The following is a 15884-nucleotide window of genomic DNA, read 5'->3' on the forward strand; positions in this document are numbered from 1 at the left end:
CCCTAATTTACGTTGAAATGCACACGGATATCCTGCCGGCTTTCGACTGGATGTCCAGCCTGCATCGCCGGAAAGAACCGCCATCTACGGAGCGTTTCGAGCAGGATCTGATTGAGGCGCGGGTTGGCGGTCGGCTTGACGAGTTCGACATCGACTGAGCCGTCAACGTGAATGGCGAAGCGAGCCGTGGCGACGGTTTGATATGCCTGGTCACGTAAATCGTCGGGGAGTTCCGGCAACGGTTGAGCAATGGCGTGCGCGGTTGCTTCGGCGGACGATGTGGCCGATGGCGTGGCGTTTGCTTTTTCCTCGGCAGAAGGGCCCGCAGCACGCGCTGGCGGTTCGTTCGCCACTTTCGGCTCTTCCGCCGCGGGCGTCGACTGAGCCGGCGCAACGCTGTGCACCGAGCGCACGTCCGGCTTCGATGGCGCAGGCGTCGTCGTGCGTGCTTGTGCTGACACGTGAGAGTGCGGATCTGCAGCTTGTCTTGGCTTCGCCGGTGCGATCGGAGCGGGCATAGCATGAGTAGCCGGAGCCGCAGAAGGATTCGCAACCGGAACATTCGGAGGATCGAGTTCCACCACCCGCATCTCGAGTGGCTTATCAGGCGCATGCACAGACGGGGTTGTACCCAACCATTGCCCCAACTGAAACAGGAACCCGATCCATACGACCAGCGCGACCAGCACCGCTAGCGCAATCCGTATCCGCGGAGAATCGTCCACAGTGTCCGCAAGGCGCATCCTGCTACTCACGACGCACGGCGATCAAAAACCGCTCAGCACCCGCGCGGCGCGCGGCCAGCATCGCCTGAACGACCACGCCGTGGCCTGCCGCGTCGTCAGCGGCGATCACAACATTGCCGTCCGCTTGCAGCAGGCGTTTTACCGCCGGCTCGACCTGATCGAGATGGACGGACTGATGATTCACGAATACCTCATTGCTGCTGTCCACTGAAATAGTCAGGGGTTCATGGGCCGCCATCTTTTGCGCGCTGCCGGCAGGGAGGTTGACCTTGAGCGCGTCGAGCCGCTGCATCGCGAGCGATGCGAGCATGAAGGTCGCCAGAAGAAAGAACATCACATCGATCATCGGAATGATTTCGATGCGACCGCGCTTCGCCGCGCGCGAGCGCTTGAACTTCACGGCTGTGCTCCCGCGGACGTATCGGCAACGGCAAGACGGATTTCGCTGAGCCGCGCATTCGCGAACGACTCGAGTTCATCCATGAGTCGTTCGAGCCGGCGGGAAAAATAGTTGAACGCAAAAAGCGCGAACAAGGCGACGACGAGGCCAATCGCGGTTGCCACCAGAGACTGGGCCACGCCGCCGGTCACGCCACCCGGATCGACGAGGCCATCGCCGCCGAACAACTGGAACGAATGCATCATGCCGACGATGGTGCCCAACAGACCCAGCAAAGGCGCCGCCGTCACGATGGTCTCCAACACCCAGAAACCTTTGCTCATGTCGCGTTCGATTTGCGCGGCAACCGATTGCGCCTTGGCCTCGCGTAGCCACAGCGGTACAGAAGGATCGGGCGCCCACGGCGCGCTCATGCGTCTGAATGCGTTCTGACTGGAGACATCCTTCAATCTGCCGGGCCAATCGAGGGCCGAGCCGTCCGCCGCAATGTCGTGTGTGCCACGCAGCGTGCCCGACAACCGGCCGAAACGCAGAAACACATAGGCCCGGTCGAGGGCAATGGCGGCTGCCAGAATGGCGAGTATCGTCAGCGGATAGATGACCCATCCGCCTATGCGCACTGCCGCTAGAACGCTTGTCCAATCTTGCATGCTTTACCTCTTCGTAGCTGAACAGAATCAGAAATGCTTGGTGACGCCGGCATAGACGGCGAAATGCGGACCGTACTGCGGTGCGCCGACGCCGATACCTGACCCGTCGCGCAACTCATAGACGCGGTTGAACGCGTTGATCACGACGAGGCGTGCATCGAATTTGCCGATGAGAGGCTGATTGAAGTGCTGTATCACCCCAAGATTGACTTGCGCATAGAGCGGCAGCCGATCCGTGTTCGCAAAGCCGCTGCGCAAACCGCTTCCTACGAGTCCGTCGAATGTGAAAGTCGTTCTGCCGAGATCGTAGGTCCCACCGAACGATGCAGTGATGCGTTGGTCGTGATCCAGATAGACCCAGTGATTGTTGATATAGGCGAGTTCTGCCGGGTCGAAATTGAACTGCGCTGAATCGATCTGCGTGCCTTGCGCGCGGCTCCACGCGAGATTCATGTACGCGGATACGTTGTCCTGTTTGTAGTTGGCCGTGAACTCGACCCCATACACGCGCCCCTCCCTGTAGTTGAACGGCGTGAAGATGAGCGCGGAGCCGAACTGTCCTTCATCGAGCAGGTTCGCCGACTTCTTGTAGTAAGCGTCGAGCCCGACCGTCACGTTCGATCCAAGACGCTGGGTCACACCGAGATCGAAATAATGGCTGCGTTCCGGTTGCACCTGATCGTTCTGGTTCGATGGACTCTGGTTGGTCGTGCCATTGAAACGGCTGATGGTCGAGCCGGACACCAGCTCGAACGCAGGCGGCGTGAAATAGCGCGCGTAACCGGCATGGAGGGTCGTGGCCGGCGTCAGCGTATAGACAAGTCCGATGCGGGGGCTAAGCTGGCTTGCGCTGACATATTCGTCCATCTTGTCGTAGCGCAGACCATAGTTCAGCGTGAGCTTGTCCGTGATTTTCCACTCGTCCTGTACGTAGGCGCTGTACAGATAACCGGTCTTGCTGCTGGAGTCCTGAATATTGAAGGGCTGATCGGAAAGCTGGTTGCCGTTGCTGTCCGTCGCGAATACGTTGACGCTGTCGTTGAACACGGCGTGTTCTTGCTGAAAGAAGAGGCCCGCCCGGACCGTATGCCTGTCGTTCAGCCGCCAGGTCGTGTCCACCTGTGCGCCATTGGCCGAGTTGCTGTGAAAATCTTGCGACGCCACGCCGTTAAAGAGCAGATCGCCGACCGGATCGGGATTGAATTGCGTCCGCGTGTAGCGGGTAAACAAGGCAACCTGATAGTCGAGTGCGCCTCCATTGGTGCCCTGGAGGGCCACCACGGCGAAGTTGTTCAACTCCGATTGCGTTTCGTTCAGTTGGCTCGAATCGAACGTGTTGCTGCCGTTGAGTGTGAAGTTGGTCGGCAAGCCGGGGGTGTTGGGAATCTCGAACTGGTTGCTTGTCGTGCCGAACATCACGCTCACGCGGGTGAGCGGGTTGATGATGTACGACATGTAGCCGAACGCATCGCCCTGACGGGTGTGATCGTGAATCGCGTTGGCACTGGCAGTGGGATTCTCGATCCCGAGGTTGTTCATGCCGAGCGAGCCGCTGAAATAGTAGCTGAACGGCCCCTGATTGCCGAATACATCCGCGCTGGTCTTGATCGTCTGATGGCTGCCGCCGAACACGTCGATGGACCCACCGTTGCCGGCATCGCCCGTCTTCGTGCGGATGTCCACCACGCCTGCCGTGCGGTAGCCGTATTGGGCCGGTAACGCGCCGGTGAGCAGGTTCACCTGGTCGATGATGCGGGTGTCGAGTGCCTGGCCGAAACCGCTGATCGGCTCGGGAATGATGATGCCGTTGATGCGGTATTGCAGGTTCGCATGATCACCGCGCACGTGCAGTTGCCCGTACGAGTCGCTCGCCACGCCGGGCGCTTGTAGCAACACCTGGTTCAGCGGCGTGTCTTGCCCTGCGGGCAGCGCATTGATATCGGCCTGGCTGAAGCGGTACACGCTGCTGCCGGTTTCTGGCAACAATCCGTTGCGGGCCCGATCGAGACGCTTTGCATTTACCTGAACGTCGAGTGTGTCGCTTTGAGCGAGTTTGACGCTTACTGCGCTTTCTGTACCCGCAGTCGTGGTCGCCATGCTGCTGCCGCTCGCAAATCCCGGTGCCGTAACGACGATCGCATAAGTCCCCGGTGTCACATGGCCGATCGCGAAACGGCCGTCTGCATCCGTCTTTGCCTCATTGACTGCGGCGCCGCTTGCGTTCTGAACGCTCACGGTGGCGTTCCGGACGGGCTTGCCCGCTGCGTCGGTGACGGCGCCCGTCACCGAACCTTCGTCGGACGCGGCGTGGGCATGAGCGGCGATAGCGAACAGCAGCAGGGCTGCATGGGAGACACGCGTGCGGTTTTTCATCTTGATTTATTCAGGGTGGGCGCTGGGTGGATGTGTTTTCTGTCTTGTTGACGTTCTTCCTGCGTGCGATACGGATGACGAGGCGTGCGCTGACTGGTTCCGATCAAGCGGGCACCTTGCCGTCATCCGTGGTGAGGAATGTTATATCATTACATTGCAAAACAAAAATGACAACCCGAGGGAGGGCACGGCGAGCGATTGGGGAAATCGAGGAGGGGCGTTTTACGCGTGAGCGGCGGCCCGGATTCGGACCGCCGCAATCGTTCGGCGCGAGGGGAGGGATGCTCGCGCGCGGCGATTTCGACAAATGGTTTGCCCGTCGCCGCCGATGACCCGCGTGTCACGAAGTCATCGGCGAGCGTTCAGGCGTTCACATCAATTGGCCTGCAGACTCAGTGCCCAAAGCCGTTGCTCTTGATATAAGCAGACAGTTTCGCGATATCGAGGCTTCCCCAGCCGGTCGGATAGTCCCAACCGGTGGCCGCCTTGTAGCCATAGCCGCCGTAGCCGTTGTTACCCGATCTCACGTCGTGCACCAGCGAAGGCGTCGAGCTAATGGCGCTGTAAAAGCTGGCTGCGGGGAAGCCCAGACTATTCGAATTCGCAGTCTGCAAACGCGCCCACAGCCCGACGAAAATCGGCGAAGCGAGGCTCGTCCCGCCGATCTGCTGCAACTGACCGTAGTTGTAAATCAGTGCGCCCGTGCTCTGCGCAGCGTCGAAGGAGATGTCGGGCAGCAGACGCCGGCCCGGCGTGCCGCTCACCACCGACTGCCACGACGGCTTCGCCTCGTACACGCTGTAGCCGCCGCCGGTCGCCCAGAGCTTGCCGTTGCTGTCGAGCCCTTCGTTCCAGACAGTTTCGCTCGAGTAGGCGCCTGCCGAAGTCGTGTAAAGCGTCGTGCCGCCGACGGCGATCACGTTAGGCGACGAGGCCGGCCACGATACCGAATAGGTGCTGCCGTCAGGGTAGCCGCGGTTGTTGCACTCGTACACGCCCTCATCCCCGGACGAGACCGAGAAGGTCTGCCCCTGTGCCGCCGCTGTCGCGAAGATGCGGTCTTCGGCCTGCAGCGTGCCGTCCGCGTTGGCATCGACTTCGCACCAGCCGAGCGATACGTTGATCACCTTCGCGACGTTATCGGACACTGCCTGATTGAACGCTTGCGTGAGGCCGGTGTTGCCGGACGCGCTTTGATCGGCCATATAGAACAGCAGTTGCTGCACCGCGCCGCCTGCGGAACCGACAATCGACTGGCTGTCGAGGTCCCATTCACCCTGGCCTTCCTGATCGTCGCTGTAGTCGCCATTCGACGACCCGGTCTGGATCGTCTGCGTGTTGACGGCCGCCAGGCCATTCGCGCTGGTGAACTGCTGGAGATCCTGGAGCGTCTGCGAGACGCCGCCGATCGTGATGATGCCGACTGTCGTGTTCGCCGCGGTGGGTGCGCTGCTGGCGTCGTAGATCGTTGGGAACTCGGTCGGATTGTGGCCCTTGGCCGTACCGGTGGCCAGCGTCTTCGCGGCGGAACGCTCGCCGACCTTCAGCATCGAATGGGCACGCGCGACGTTCTGCAAGCCGAGCACCGAACCGACTATTTCGCCGAGATCCTGCGGCACTTGTGCCGGCGCCGTGTTCGCGTAGCCGGCCTTGCCGTTCAGTTGGTAGCGAACCAGCGGGGTGTTGAAGGCCGCTTTGACGGCGCCGGCGCTGCCATCGGCGGAAATCAGCAGGCGGTTCGGCGCGACGTGAATATTGACGAAGCCGTTCTTTCGCAAATGCGTGACGACGGCCTGCACTTGCGCTTCGGTCGGCGCGTACTGAGAGAGAAATTGCTGATGCTTGAGGAATTTGCCGAACTGCGCGTTGCCCGGCTGGTTGACTGCCTGCGCGAGTTGCTTCAGTTGTGCCTCATCGCGAAGCTTGAGACTGACCACGATATGTGCGGTCTCGCCGGCGGCGAGTTCGAGCAAAGGCGTGGCACTGCGCGCCTCGACCTGGGAGGGCGTGACAAACGCCTTCGTGTCGGTGGGCGCCCACAGCGTGGACGCAGGTGATGCGCCGAATGCGGCGAACGAAGCAATAGCGAGAGGCAAAGCAACGACCGCGCAACGGTTTAGACATAGGACCGTCTGTTTTGCGGTTGACGACTTCATGTGGCCTCCTGAGATAACAGCGCAACGAGACGCCGAATCTTCCGGTGGCTGTTTCCGGTCGAGTCAAATAAATAGGAATTTCGTCTGGAAGCGCTGTTCTGAATGGTTAATAGGGGCACTCAGTTAAATCGATGAGCGCCGCCAAATTACCGTTCATTACAGATTATCGGTACCTATCAGAATAGATAGTTGAGAGGGAGAAGAAGTCACGAATGAACGAGGGTGTTTACTTGAAAATATTATTTTTATCAGTAAGTTATGTAGTCGTTGATTGTTCGACAACACCTAAGTGCATGGCGCGTTGCAATGGAGGCGGGACTCTAATTGATTTAATGACGCCACTGCTTCGTCATTAATTACAAAATCATTTCTTTATGCTAATTCGATAGTGATGTGCCAGGATTTGAAGAATTTGCAATTAAAAGGCATGTCTGTTCGATTGGAATTAATTGGGCTGTATCGTCAAAGGGGGAATCAAAAAATAATGCGACCTGTGACCGAGTTGTTAGAGCGGACGGACGCCTTATAACGCCACCGTCCGCTCGCCCCCGGCATAGGCATTCGACAGCCAGCCAGCCATTCGTTGAAGCCCGAACCACTTCCAAAAGTGCACGGTCAACGGTCAGCTGCCGAAGTACGGCGTGCAGAAGCTTACGGGGCCGACACACGCCGGCATCGCCGCGCCTGCTGAACGAGCGGGCGTGTTGGACGAGCGTTGGCCAGCCGCCGTCGAACCAGACATCGCCGGACCCTCGCCACTCGTGTTCATCTTCAGGCGCGCGGCCTGCTGCGCGAAGATCGGGTTGATCTCGGGGTATGACGTGTCGGTCACGAGGCGCGAGCCGTTAGCTTCTGCCTGAACCAGTTCCTGGCGCACTTCCGCGCGGGTCTTTTCCTGCGCCGATGCCTGAGTGACTGCGCCGGCCGATGCAAGGAGGATCATCGAAAGGGTCATTGCAAGATTGAGTTTCATTTTGGATGCCTAATTGAGGTTGATTGAATCTAACGATCTATGTGATTGAGAACTACGTCTTTACTTGTCCACCTATGTGGTCCACGTGCTGCCGAAGCTGCGCGGAAGCGTTTCTGCTTTCGCTCGTAGACCGTCTGTTTGCTGCCGTCCACGTAAGGGCAAACACACCGCTTGGCTGCTTATTCCAAATTTTTTCTGCAGCCCCGGGGGAATGGTACAAAACTTACATTTGCCTGAAGGCTCCGACAAAACCTTGTACGCCACCGTACCGACTTCCCCCTCCTACGCGAGCACCGTCATTGCAAGCCCCCTGCATTTCTCCGTCACCGCCGACCGAAACAGTTTCGCGTGACAAGGCTTCCCTGACCGATTTGTGCGCCATCCCCATTTCGCCCGGAGCGGCCAACCGCTTGATCGAGCCGATCACGCGGAATGCCATGTCACGCCCGGCGCAGCAGGGGCGCCGCCACGAGCGCAACACATCTATCAAGCACGCACGAAAGCGTGCAAGGGACACAAAATGTCAACCAGCGATTCGATTCTGGAGGAGCCGCAAGCCTTCCTTCCTCACGCCAGCGTGACGGCTTACGCCGCGATCTCCGGCATGGATGCCTACCGCGCGTTGGTCGCTGAAGCTGAGCGCGATTACGCAGGGTTCTGGGCGCGTCTCGCGCGCGAGACGCTCGAGTGGAAAAAGCCGTTTTCTACGGTTCTCGATGAATCGCGCGCGCCGTTCTATGAATGGTTCAACGACGGCACCCTCAATGCGTCCTACAACTGCCTCGACCGCCACGTCGAAGCCGGTAACGGTGAGCATGTTGCGGTGATCTTCGAAGCAGACGACGGCACCGTCACGCACGTCACCTACCGGCAGTTGCTCGAACGAGTGAGTCGCTTTGCCAACGCTTTGCGAACGCGCGGCGTGACGAAAGGCGATCGCGTGGTGATCTACATGCCGATGTCGATCGAAGGCATCGTGGCGATGCAGGCGTGCGCGCGCATCGGCGCGACGCATTCCGTCGTGTTTGGCGGTTTTTCGTCGAAGTCGCTCAATGAACGGATCGTCAACGTGGGTGCGATCGCGCTGGTCACCTGTGATGAACAGATGCGCGGCGGCAAAGCGCTGCCGTTAAAGAGCATCGCGGACGAGGCCCTTGCGATGGGCGGCTGCGAAGCGGTGAAAAGCGTTATCGTCTATCGGCGCACGGGCGGCAAGGTTGCGTGGCACGAAGGACGCGACCTGTGGATGCACGAGCTCACAGAAGCCGCAGCAGACACGTGCGAGCCCGAATGGGTCGGCGCCGAACATCCGCTCTTCATTCTGTATACGTCCGGTTCGACGGGGGTGCCCAAGGGTGTGCAGCACAGCACCGGCGGCTTCCTGATGTGGGCCGCGCAGACCATGAAGTGGACCTTCGACGCGAAGCGCAGCGACGTATTCTGGTGTACCGCCGACATCGGCTGGATCACTGGCCACAGCTATATCGCGTACGGCCCGACTGCGATCGGCGCGACCCAGGTCGTGTTCGAAGGCGTGCCCACCTATCCGAACGCCGGCCGCTTCTGGGAGATGATCGCGAAACACCGCGTGACGGTGTTCTACACCGCGCCGACCGCGATCCGTTCGCTCATCAAGCTTGCCGAATCCGATCCCAAAGTTCATCCGGACCGTTACGACCTGTCGACTTTGCGCCTGCTCGGCACAGTCGGCGAACCGATCAACCCGGCCGCGTGGACGTGGTTCTACGAGCACGTCGGCCATAGCCATTGCCCTGTCATCGACACCTGGTGGCAAACGGAAACGGGTGGCCACATGATTGCGCCGATGCCGGGCGCCACGCCACTGGTGCCAGGTTCGTGCACGCTTCCGCTGCCTGGCATCATGGCCGCGGTCGTCGACGAAACCGGGCAGGACGTGCCGAACGGGCAGGGCGGCATTCTCGTCGTCAAACGGCCATGGCCGTCGATGCTGCGCGGCGTCTGGGGCGATCCGGAGCGCTATAAGACGAGTTACTTCCCCGAAGATCTCGGCGGCAAGCTGTACCTCGCCGGCGACGGCGCGGTGCGTGACGAGGACACCGGCTACTTCACGATTACCGGCCGTATCGACGATGTGCTCAACGTGTCGGGCCACCGGCTCGGCACGATGGAGATCGAGTCGGCGCTCGTCGCGAACCCGCTGGTGGCGGAAGCCGCGGTCGTCGGCCGTGCCGACGAGACGACTGGCGAAGTCGTCGTCGCGTTCGTGGTGTTGAAGGGCGAGCGGCCAACCGGCGACCAGGCGATCAGAATCGCGACCGAATTGCGCAACTGGGTCGGCAAGGAGATCGGGCCGATCGCGAAGCCCAAGGAAATCCGCTTCGGCGAGAATCTGCCGAAAACGCGCTCGGGCAAGATCATGCGCCGCTTGTTGCGCTCGCTGGCGGCCGGCGAAGAAATTACCCAGGACGTATCCACGCTGGAAAATCCGGCGATTCTCGATCAGCTCGGGTGATGGTTCGCGAAAGCCGCGAGATTGCCGGAACGCTTTTTATCTTCAGGAGCAGGCCATGGCCAGCGTACCGATTCGAACCACACTTGCGAACCCCGCGCCACTGGGTCTCGCCGGTTTTGCATTGACAACGTGGCTGCTCAGCATGATCAACGCCGGCTGGTTTTCGGGCGAGTCGATGGGTCTCGTGCTCGCCTGCGCGCTCGCTTACGGCGGGACCGCGCAGGCCATTGCCGGGATGATGGAGTTGCCGCGCGGCAATACCTTCGGCGCGACGGCCTTTCTAAGTTATGGCGCGTTCTGGTGGTCGTTTGCACTGTTCGTGCTCTTTTTACACGACAAGGTGCCGCCCGCGTTCGTCGGCTGGTATCTGTTTCTTTGGGGCGTCTTCACGTTTTATATGTGGCTGGCCACCTTTCGCTCGCCTCGCGCGCTGCAGTTCATCTTTCTGGCGCTCTGGATCACCTTCGGCCTGCTGGCTGGAGGAGAGTGGACGGGTTCAGGCCTGGTGCGGATGGCGGGCGGCTATATGGGGCTCATCACCGCGGCGCTGGCGTTCTATCTGTCCGCAGCGGACGTGATCAACGAGGTGCACGGGCGGGTGGTTTTGCCGGTCGGCGATCCCCGGGTGCTTAGCCGGCATGCTGTGGCGCTCTGATAGACCAGTTGGGCGGCGCGCGCAAACCGCGAGCGTCGAACACTCACCACGTTGCGTTAAGCAGGCACAAGGCAAAACGTTATGAACCTGTCGGGAAAAGTGGACGGCGACGGCTGGACGGTCACGGCTTGTGCACGCGAAAGCGGCACTGAATTTGGCTGTCTGATCGGCACGAGCGTTGCCGCGCCGGATGGTGTGGTCGTGCGTGAATTCACGCACGACAGAACCTTCAGCACGCAGCAGGAGGCCGTGCTGGATGGCCTGAAGCAAGGCATGTCGTGGGTGGACCTCACTACCTCGAATACGATTTGCGCTGCCTGACCGCACCACATTTCCCACCATCGACGCGACGTCGAGCGCCCCGGCTCTAGAGCGACGGCATCTCATACATCACAGCGGCCACGTCAGCATGCCCCGGTTTGGCCGACTCCACGTGCGTGGTTTGCGCCTGGCGGCTCGGCACCAGCAATACCGGACAGCACGCACTGCGCACCACGCGTTCGGCGACGCTGCCGAGAAACAGACGCTTGAAGCCGCGACGGCCGTGCGTGCCGAGCACCAGCAGGTCCGCATTGAATTCGTTGGCCGTGATGCGGATGCGCTCCGAAATATCCTCGCCGATCGGCGCGACGTCGACCATCCGTGGTGTGCCGGCCACGTTCTCGTGTTTCATTCGGGCGAGTGCGTCCGCTAACAGTCGCTGGCCTTCTTCCACGAACGCGTCACGCAGAATCGTCGGATCGTAGCCGGAGGCGTCGTACGCCATCAGCGGATTGTCGACGACATAGAGCGGCTGCAATTGCGCGCCGCTCTCGCTTGCGAGTTGCAAAGCGGTGTCGAATGCGTGCTCGGATGTGTCGCTGCCGTCGATCGCAACCAGAATGCGTTTATACATATCAGCCTCGAAGAGTTTGTTCAAAGAGTTGCCGCGTCACTTAAACGGCTCTCAGATCGGGCAGCAGACGGTCGAATTCCCGCCTCACCACGCCGTAGCATTCGCACACGCGCTCCTCCAGGCCCGACCGGTCGATCACCTCGATATGACCATAGCTGTAGCGGATCAAGCCCGCGTCCTGCAGCTTCATGGCCGCTTCGGTGACACCCGATCGGCGTACACCGAGCATATTGGCAATCAACTCCTGGGTCATCGTGAGTTCATTTGACGGCAAGCGGTCGATACTCAACAGCAGCCAGCGGCACAGTTGCTGATCGATCGTATGATGCCGGTTGCACACGGCCGTTTGCGCCATCTGCGTGATGAGTGCCTGCGTGTAACGCAGCAGCAAGCGTTGCACTGGGCCGGCACGATGAAATTCTTCTTTCAGAATGCGCGCGTCGAGCCGGTATGCCTTTCCGGCGCTTTGCACGACCGCGCGGCTGGGCGTCGTTTCGCCGCCCATGAAGAGCGCGATGCCGATCAATCCCTCATTACCGACAATCGCGATCTCGGCCGAGGAGCCGTCTTCCATCACATAGAGCAGAGAGACGATCGCGGTAGTGGGGAAGTAGACATGGTCGAGCCGGTCACCCGACTCGTAGACGACCTCCCCGAGCGGCATATCGAGCGCGATGAGATGCGGTGCGATGCGTTCCCACTCGGCTTTCGGTAGCACAGAAAGCAGATGGTTATCTTTCGGTTGATGTGTGGTCAACATGAACCACCCCACAGTGTCCCGCCGAAAAACGACTTCGTATTCGCAGAACTGATCTGAAAAGTTTTCAGGCCTTCCTGGCGGGGCGGTTGCGAAATCGACTGGAAAGCGGTTTGGAAATCGCTGGTGCATACAGGGCCAGCAACCATTCTGGCACGCTTCGTGATGCGCGTCTGTACGGTGGCGTTCACGCCTTGAACCATGGCTCATGCAACCCAGCTGAAAGCCATCGCGATGACCGTAGCCGCCATCACACCGGTCGCAATCCAGCCAAGGACGCGCAGCGTCAGCGGTAACGTGAAGCGCGACATGATGCCGGTACGCATCGACAGATGCATCATGACGATCATGACCGGCACGGCGACCACCCCATTGAGCACGGCACTCCAGAAGAGCGCCTTGACCGGGTCGATCGAGGTGAAATTCAAACCGACGCCGATGGCTGTCGCCGCGGCGATCACGCCATAGAACGCCTTCGCCTGCAGCGGCAGGCGGGCCAGGCCGACCCGCCATGCGAACAGTTCGCCCACCGCGTACGCACCCGAGCCGGCCAGTACCGGCAACGTCAACAAACCGGTGCCGATAATGCCGGCCGCGAAAATGACGAACGTGAACGGTCCCGCCACCGCTCGCAGCGCTTCCGCCGCCTGGGCGGAAGTCTGGATATCGTTGAGCCCGTGAGCATGCAACGTCGCCGCTGTGGTCACGACGATGAAGAACGCGATGGTATTCGACAGCGCCATGCCGAGATAGGTGTCGATACGAATCCGCGTGAACTCGGCGGGGGCTTCCCACGGTGCGTGAGTGAGCGGATGGGCGCCGGGCCGTTCCAGTTCGTCTTCGACTTCCTGTTCGGCCTGCCAGAAAAACAGATAAGGGCTGATCGTCGTACCCATGACCGCAACAATGGCGACGATGTAATCCGGCTTGGCCGAGAGCGGCGGCCAGATCACCGCCAAGCCCACCTGGGTCCACGGCACGTTGACGACGAATGCGCAGATCACGTAGCTGAAGAGCGACAGGCACAGCCATTTGAGTATCGACACATAGCGCGAGTAACGTGTAAATACTTCGAGCGCTACCGAGAGCAGGCCGAAACCGCAGACATAGAGCAGCGCGGGGCCCGAGATCAACAGCTTGAGCGCCGCGCCCATTGCGCCGAGGTCCGCGCCCAGATTGATGATGTTCACAATCAGCAGCAGACTGACGACGCTGGTGGACAGCCAGCGCGGATAGTGCCGCCGCAAATTGCCGGCGATGCCGCAGCCGGTCACGCGCCCGATGCGCGCGCTGATTTCCTGGATCGCGGCCATCAGCGGGTAGCTGAACAGCAGGGTCCACGCGAGGCCATAGCCGAATTGCGCGCCGACCTGCGAATAGGTGGCGATGCCGCTCGGGTCGTCGTCGGAGGCGCCGGTGATAAGGCCGGGCCCCATCACCTGAAGCAGTTTCGGGCGAGTCGGCTGCTTGACCGGATCGCGGGTTAGCGTGTCCATGGCCGGGAGCTCCTGGTGGCGGGCGCGGCCGCCTCCGTCTGTCGGATGGTTGCGGGGCCGCCGGTTCGGTCGCTAACACGCCTTCATGCGCATGGCGGCCGGAGTGACACGGGCAGCCAGCGCGCTGCTTTTGCTGATATGCGGCGTGTCGAGTCGAGGGTGCGCCGATTCGCCGATGCAGTCGGTACGGTGTCGTACCACGCTACCCAGCTGCCCACTCTGTATGTGCCCGGTGACGCTAGCCCTAACGAAAAATCTCGGCAATGAGGTTGGCCACCGTGCGGATGCGCTCGCTATCGCGTAGGGCGGGATGCAGCACCATCCACACATCCTGGTCGAGCGCCTTGATATGTTTCTCGATGCAAACGAGATCGCTCGTGGTGTCGCCCGCAAGCTGGGCGAGCACGCCGAGGCCGGAGCCGCCCAGCACGCCGTCGAATACGCCCATGCCGTAGCTGCTCCGAAGCGAAGGCGCAGGCGCGCCGGGCAGGGTTTTCAGCCATTGCGTGGCCGGGTGATCGGGCTGCCGGTCGTCATAACCGACGAACGACAGCTTGTCCCACTCCTTCCTCGTAATTGCTGCCTTGTGACGCAGATAATAGTCGCGCGAACCGAACAGCCCGAAGCGGATCCGGCCGATGCGCCGCACATATAGATCGCCCTCATCAGGGCATTCGGACCACAGCGCGATGTCCGCTTCGCGGCGGGCAAGGCTATACGGCCGCCGTGAGGTCAGCACCTCGATGGCGAGGCCGGGCAGCCGGTCCTGGAACGAACCGAGCAGTTTAAGCAAAATGTAAGACGGCCATTCGACGGCGTTGATCCGCACCGTGCCGTGAGCCGCTGCGCCGCCGGTCACGTCCGCGGCACGCTCGATCTGGTGGGCCAGGTCCTCCATCTGCTCGGCCCAGGCCAGCACGCGCGCGCCGAATGCCGTCACCGTACAGCCCGACGGAACCCGGTCGATAAGCGGCTCGCCCAGCCGCCGTTCAAGCTCGGTCAGACGGCGCGACAGGGTGGGCGGACTCAGATCGCATGCCGTCGCGGCGGCTCGCATCGTGCCGCCGCGCGCGATCGCCACCAGAATCCGCAGGTCGTCCCAGTCTACGTGTTCCATTTTTGAAACGCTCGATTTTGAAATTAGGCATAGCATAACGGGGATCGCGAGGATAGCATTGGACCTGGCCATACTCGTCCCAGCATCTGGCAAAGAAACCCGAGGGCTTCATTGACTTTGGCGGCAAGTGTGGCGAACCTGCCCATCACACGACTCAACGGCTATCAGTCACTACGTAGACCGAACGAGCGATACGGAGACATCAATGATTCGTCATTTCCAACCGGCGCGGCGTCGCGCTATCGTAGCCAGCGCAGCTTTCCTCGCAGTGTCGATTCTGCCGGGCGCAGCGTTTGCTCAGGCCGCCCACAAGCCGAAAGTCGCGCTGGTGATGAAGTCGTTGGCGAACGAGTTTTTCCTGACCATGGAAACGGGCGCGAAAGACTATCAGAAGCAGAACCCCACGAAATTCGATCTCGTCACGAACGGCATCAAGGACGAAACGGATACGGGTAACCAGATTCGGATCGTCGAACAGATGATCGTGTCGAAGGTCGACGCACTCGTGATCGCACCGGCCGATTCCAAGGCGCTGGTGCCGGTTCTGAAGAAAGCGGTCGATGCCGGCATCATCGTGGTCAATATCGACAATAAGCTGGACCCGGACGTGCTCAAGTCGAAAGACCTGAACATCCCGTTCGTCGGCCCGGATAACGCCAAGGGCGCACAGAAGGTGGGCGACTACCTGGCCAAGCGCCTGAAGTCGGGCGACAACGTCGCCATTATCGAAGGCGTCTCGACCACTACCAACGCTCAGCAACGCACGGCCGGCTTCAAGCAGGCCATGGCGACGGGCGGCATGAAGGTCGTCTCGCTGCAATCGGGTGAGTGGGAAATCGACAAGGGCAACGCCGTCGCGAGCCAGATTCTCAATGCGAACCCGGACGTCAAGGCGCTGCTGTGCGGTAACGACAACATGGCGATCGGCGCGGTATCGGCCGTGCGCGCGGCTGGCAAAGCCGGCAAGGTGCAGGTGGTGGGCTACGACGACATCAACGCGATCAAGCCGATGCTCGCCGACGGCCGTGTTCTTGCCACTGCCAATCAGTACGCCGCCAGGCAGGCCGTGTTCGGTATCGATACGGCTCTGAAGGCAATCGCTGAACACAAGAAGCAGTCGGAATTGTCGGGCGTCGTCGAAACGCCTGTCGATCTGGTCACCAAGTAAGATT

Annotated in this window: 14 protein-coding genes; 4 read left to right on the forward strand and 10 right to left on the reverse strand. The window is 60.8% G+C overall.

From position 1 onward, the window contains the following. Nucleotides 1-2: 2 nt before the first annotated feature. From P3T25_RS24180 to P3T25_RS24205, 6 genes are all read right to left on the reverse strand, one after another. On the reverse strand, nucleotides 3-353 hold the full coding sequence (locus P3T25_RS24180; RefSeq protein WP_325099793.1) for an energy transducer TonB: 351 nt from the start codon (nucleotides 351-353) through the stop codon (nucleotides 3-5). Nucleotides 354-747: 394 nt separating this feature from the next. Then, nucleotides 748-1146 (reverse strand): ExbD/TolR family protein, encoded by a 399-nt coding sequence (locus P3T25_RS24185; protein WP_054039016.1) that lies wholly within the window; start codon nucleotides 1144-1146, stop codon nucleotides 748-750. Beyond that, nucleotides 1143-1796 (reverse strand): MotA/TolQ/ExbB proton channel family protein, encoded by a 654-nt coding sequence (locus P3T25_RS24190; RefSeq protein WP_171927384.1) that lies wholly within the window; start codon nucleotides 1794-1796, stop codon nucleotides 1143-1145. The genes P3T25_RS24185 and P3T25_RS24190 overlap by 4 nt, the downstream gene beginning before the upstream one ends. A 27-nt stretch (nucleotides 1797-1823) precedes the next feature. Next, nucleotides 1824-4169, reverse strand: a complete 2346-nt coding sequence (locus P3T25_RS24195) for a TonB-dependent receptor (RefSeq protein ID WP_429359107.1) — start codon at nucleotides 4167-4169, stop codon at nucleotides 1824-1826. Nucleotides 4170-4561: 392 nt separating this feature from the next. Continuing rightward, entirely contained in the window at nucleotides 4562-6325 is a 1764-nt protein-coding gene (locus P3T25_RS24200) for a S53 family peptidase (RefSeq protein WP_429359108.1), read from the reverse strand. A 622-nt stretch (nucleotides 6326-6947) separates the two neighbouring features. Continuing rightward, complete coding sequence (locus tag P3T25_RS24205; protein WP_171927381.1) at nucleotides 6948-7298, reverse strand: DUF4148 domain-containing protein; 351 nt, start codon at nucleotides 7296-7298, stop codon at nucleotides 6948-6950. Nucleotides 7299-7818: 520 nt separating this feature from the next. Here P3T25_RS24205 and acs point away from each other — a divergent pair. The 3 genes from acs to P3T25_RS24220 all read left to right on the forward strand — a co-directional run bounded on the left by acs (nucleotide 7819) and on the right by P3T25_RS24220 (nucleotide 10768). Next, nucleotides 7819-9792 (forward strand): acetate--CoA ligase, encoded by a 1974-nt coding sequence (gene acs / locus P3T25_RS24210; RefSeq protein WP_154558498.1) that lies wholly within the window; start codon nucleotides 7819-7821, stop codon nucleotides 9790-9792. A gap of 55 nt (nucleotides 9793-9847) precedes the next feature. Then, a complete protein-coding gene (locus tag P3T25_RS24215; protein WP_154558497.1) occupies nucleotides 9848-10447 on the forward strand; it encodes an acetate uptake transporter in 600 nt (199 codons plus the stop codon). Between the two features lie 81 nt (nucleotides 10448-10528). Beyond that, nucleotides 10529-10768, forward strand: coding sequence for a UDP-glucose 4-epimerase (locus P3T25_RS24220; protein WP_154558496.1), 240 nt, complete (start codon nucleotides 10529-10531; stop codon nucleotides 10766-10768). Nucleotides 10769-10814: 46 nt separating this feature from the next. Here the strand turns inward: P3T25_RS24220 and P3T25_RS24225 are convergent, their stop codons facing one another. From P3T25_RS24225 to P3T25_RS24240, 4 genes are all read right to left on the reverse strand, one after another. Continuing rightward, a complete protein-coding gene (locus P3T25_RS24225; protein WP_154558495.1) occupies nucleotides 10815-11342 on the reverse strand; it encodes a universal stress protein in 528 nt (175 codons plus the stop codon). A gap of 40 nt (nucleotides 11343-11382) precedes the next feature. Beyond that, complete coding sequence (locus P3T25_RS24230; RefSeq protein ID WP_171927380.1) at nucleotides 11383-12102, reverse strand: Crp/Fnr family transcriptional regulator; 720 nt, start codon at nucleotides 12100-12102, stop codon at nucleotides 11383-11385. Nucleotides 12103-12305: 203 nt separating this feature from the next. Continuing rightward, nucleotides 12306-13595 (reverse strand): NRAMP family divalent metal transporter, encoded by a 1290-nt coding sequence (locus P3T25_RS24235; RefSeq protein WP_429359109.1) that lies wholly within the window; start codon nucleotides 13593-13595, stop codon nucleotides 12306-12308. Nucleotides 13596-13839: 244 nt separating this feature from the next. Beyond that, nucleotides 13840-14712, reverse strand: coding sequence for a LysR family transcriptional regulator (locus P3T25_RS24240; RefSeq protein WP_054038995.1), 873 nt, complete (start codon nucleotides 14710-14712; stop codon nucleotides 13840-13842). A 205-nt stretch (nucleotides 14713-14917) separates the two neighbouring features. Between P3T25_RS24240 and P3T25_RS24245 the strand changes: the two genes are divergently transcribed. Next, the gene (locus P3T25_RS24245) at nucleotides 14918-15880 is read left to right on the forward strand and encodes a sugar ABC transporter substrate-binding protein (protein ID WP_154558492.1); all 963 of its coding nucleotides are present in this window, start codon (nucleotides 14918-14920) and stop codon (nucleotides 15878-15880) included. The last annotated feature ends 4 nt before the right edge of the window (nucleotides 15881-15884 follow it).

Source organism: Paraburkholderia sp. GAS32 (assembly GCF_050434225.1).
GTDB lineage: Bacteria > Pseudomonadota > Gammaproteobacteria > Burkholderiales > Burkholderiaceae > Paraburkholderia > Paraburkholderia madseniana.

What these genes read in the sequence shown, in the direction of transcription:
- P3T25_RS24215 (WP_154558497.1), top strand. Translation starts at nt 9,848, where the DNA reads ATGGCCAGCGTACCGATTCGAACCACACTTGCGAACCCCGCGCCACTG.
- P3T25_RS24240 (WP_054038995.1), bottom strand. Translation starts at nt 14,712, where the DNA reads ATGGAACACGTAGACTGGGACGACCTGCGGATTCTGGTGGCGATCGCG.
- P3T25_RS24190 (WP_171927384.1), bottom strand. Translation starts at nt 1,796, where the DNA reads ATGCAAGATTGGACAAGCGTTCTAGCGGCAGTGCGCATAGGCGGATGG.
- P3T25_RS24220 (WP_154558496.1), top strand. Translation starts at nt 10,529, where the DNA reads ATGAACCTGTCGGGAAAAGTGGACGGCGACGGCTGGACGGTCACGGCT.
- P3T25_RS24205 (WP_171927381.1), bottom strand. Translation starts at nt 7,298, where the DNA reads ATGAAACTCAATCTTGCAATGACCCTTTCGATGATCCTCCTTGCATCG.
- P3T25_RS24230 (WP_171927380.1), bottom strand. Translation starts at nt 12,102, where the DNA reads ATGTTGACCACACATCAACCGAAAGATAACCATCTGCTTTCTGTGCTA.
- P3T25_RS24245 (WP_154558492.1), top strand. Translation starts at nt 14,918, where the DNA reads ATGATTCGTCATTTCCAACCGGCGCGGCGTCGCGCTATCGTAGCCAGC.
- P3T25_RS24235 (WP_429359109.1), bottom strand. Translation starts at nt 13,595, where the DNA reads ATGGACACGCTAACCCGCGATCCGGTCAAGCAGCCGACTCGCCCGAAA.
- acs (WP_154558498.1), top strand. Translation starts at nt 7,819, where the DNA reads ATGTCAACCAGCGATTCGATTCTGGAGGAGCCGCAAGCCTTCCTTCCT.
- P3T25_RS24225 (WP_154558495.1), bottom strand. Translation starts at nt 11,342, where the DNA reads ATGTATAAACGCATTCTGGTTGCGATCGACGGCAGCGACACATCCGAG.
- P3T25_RS24195 (WP_429359107.1), bottom strand. Translation starts at nt 4,169, where the DNA reads ATGAAAAACCGCACGCGTGTCTCCCATGCAGCCCTGCTGCTGTTCGCT.
- P3T25_RS24200 (WP_429359108.1), bottom strand. Translation starts at nt 6,325, where the DNA reads ATGAAGTCGTCAACCGCAAAACAGACGGTCCTATGTCTAAACCGTTGC.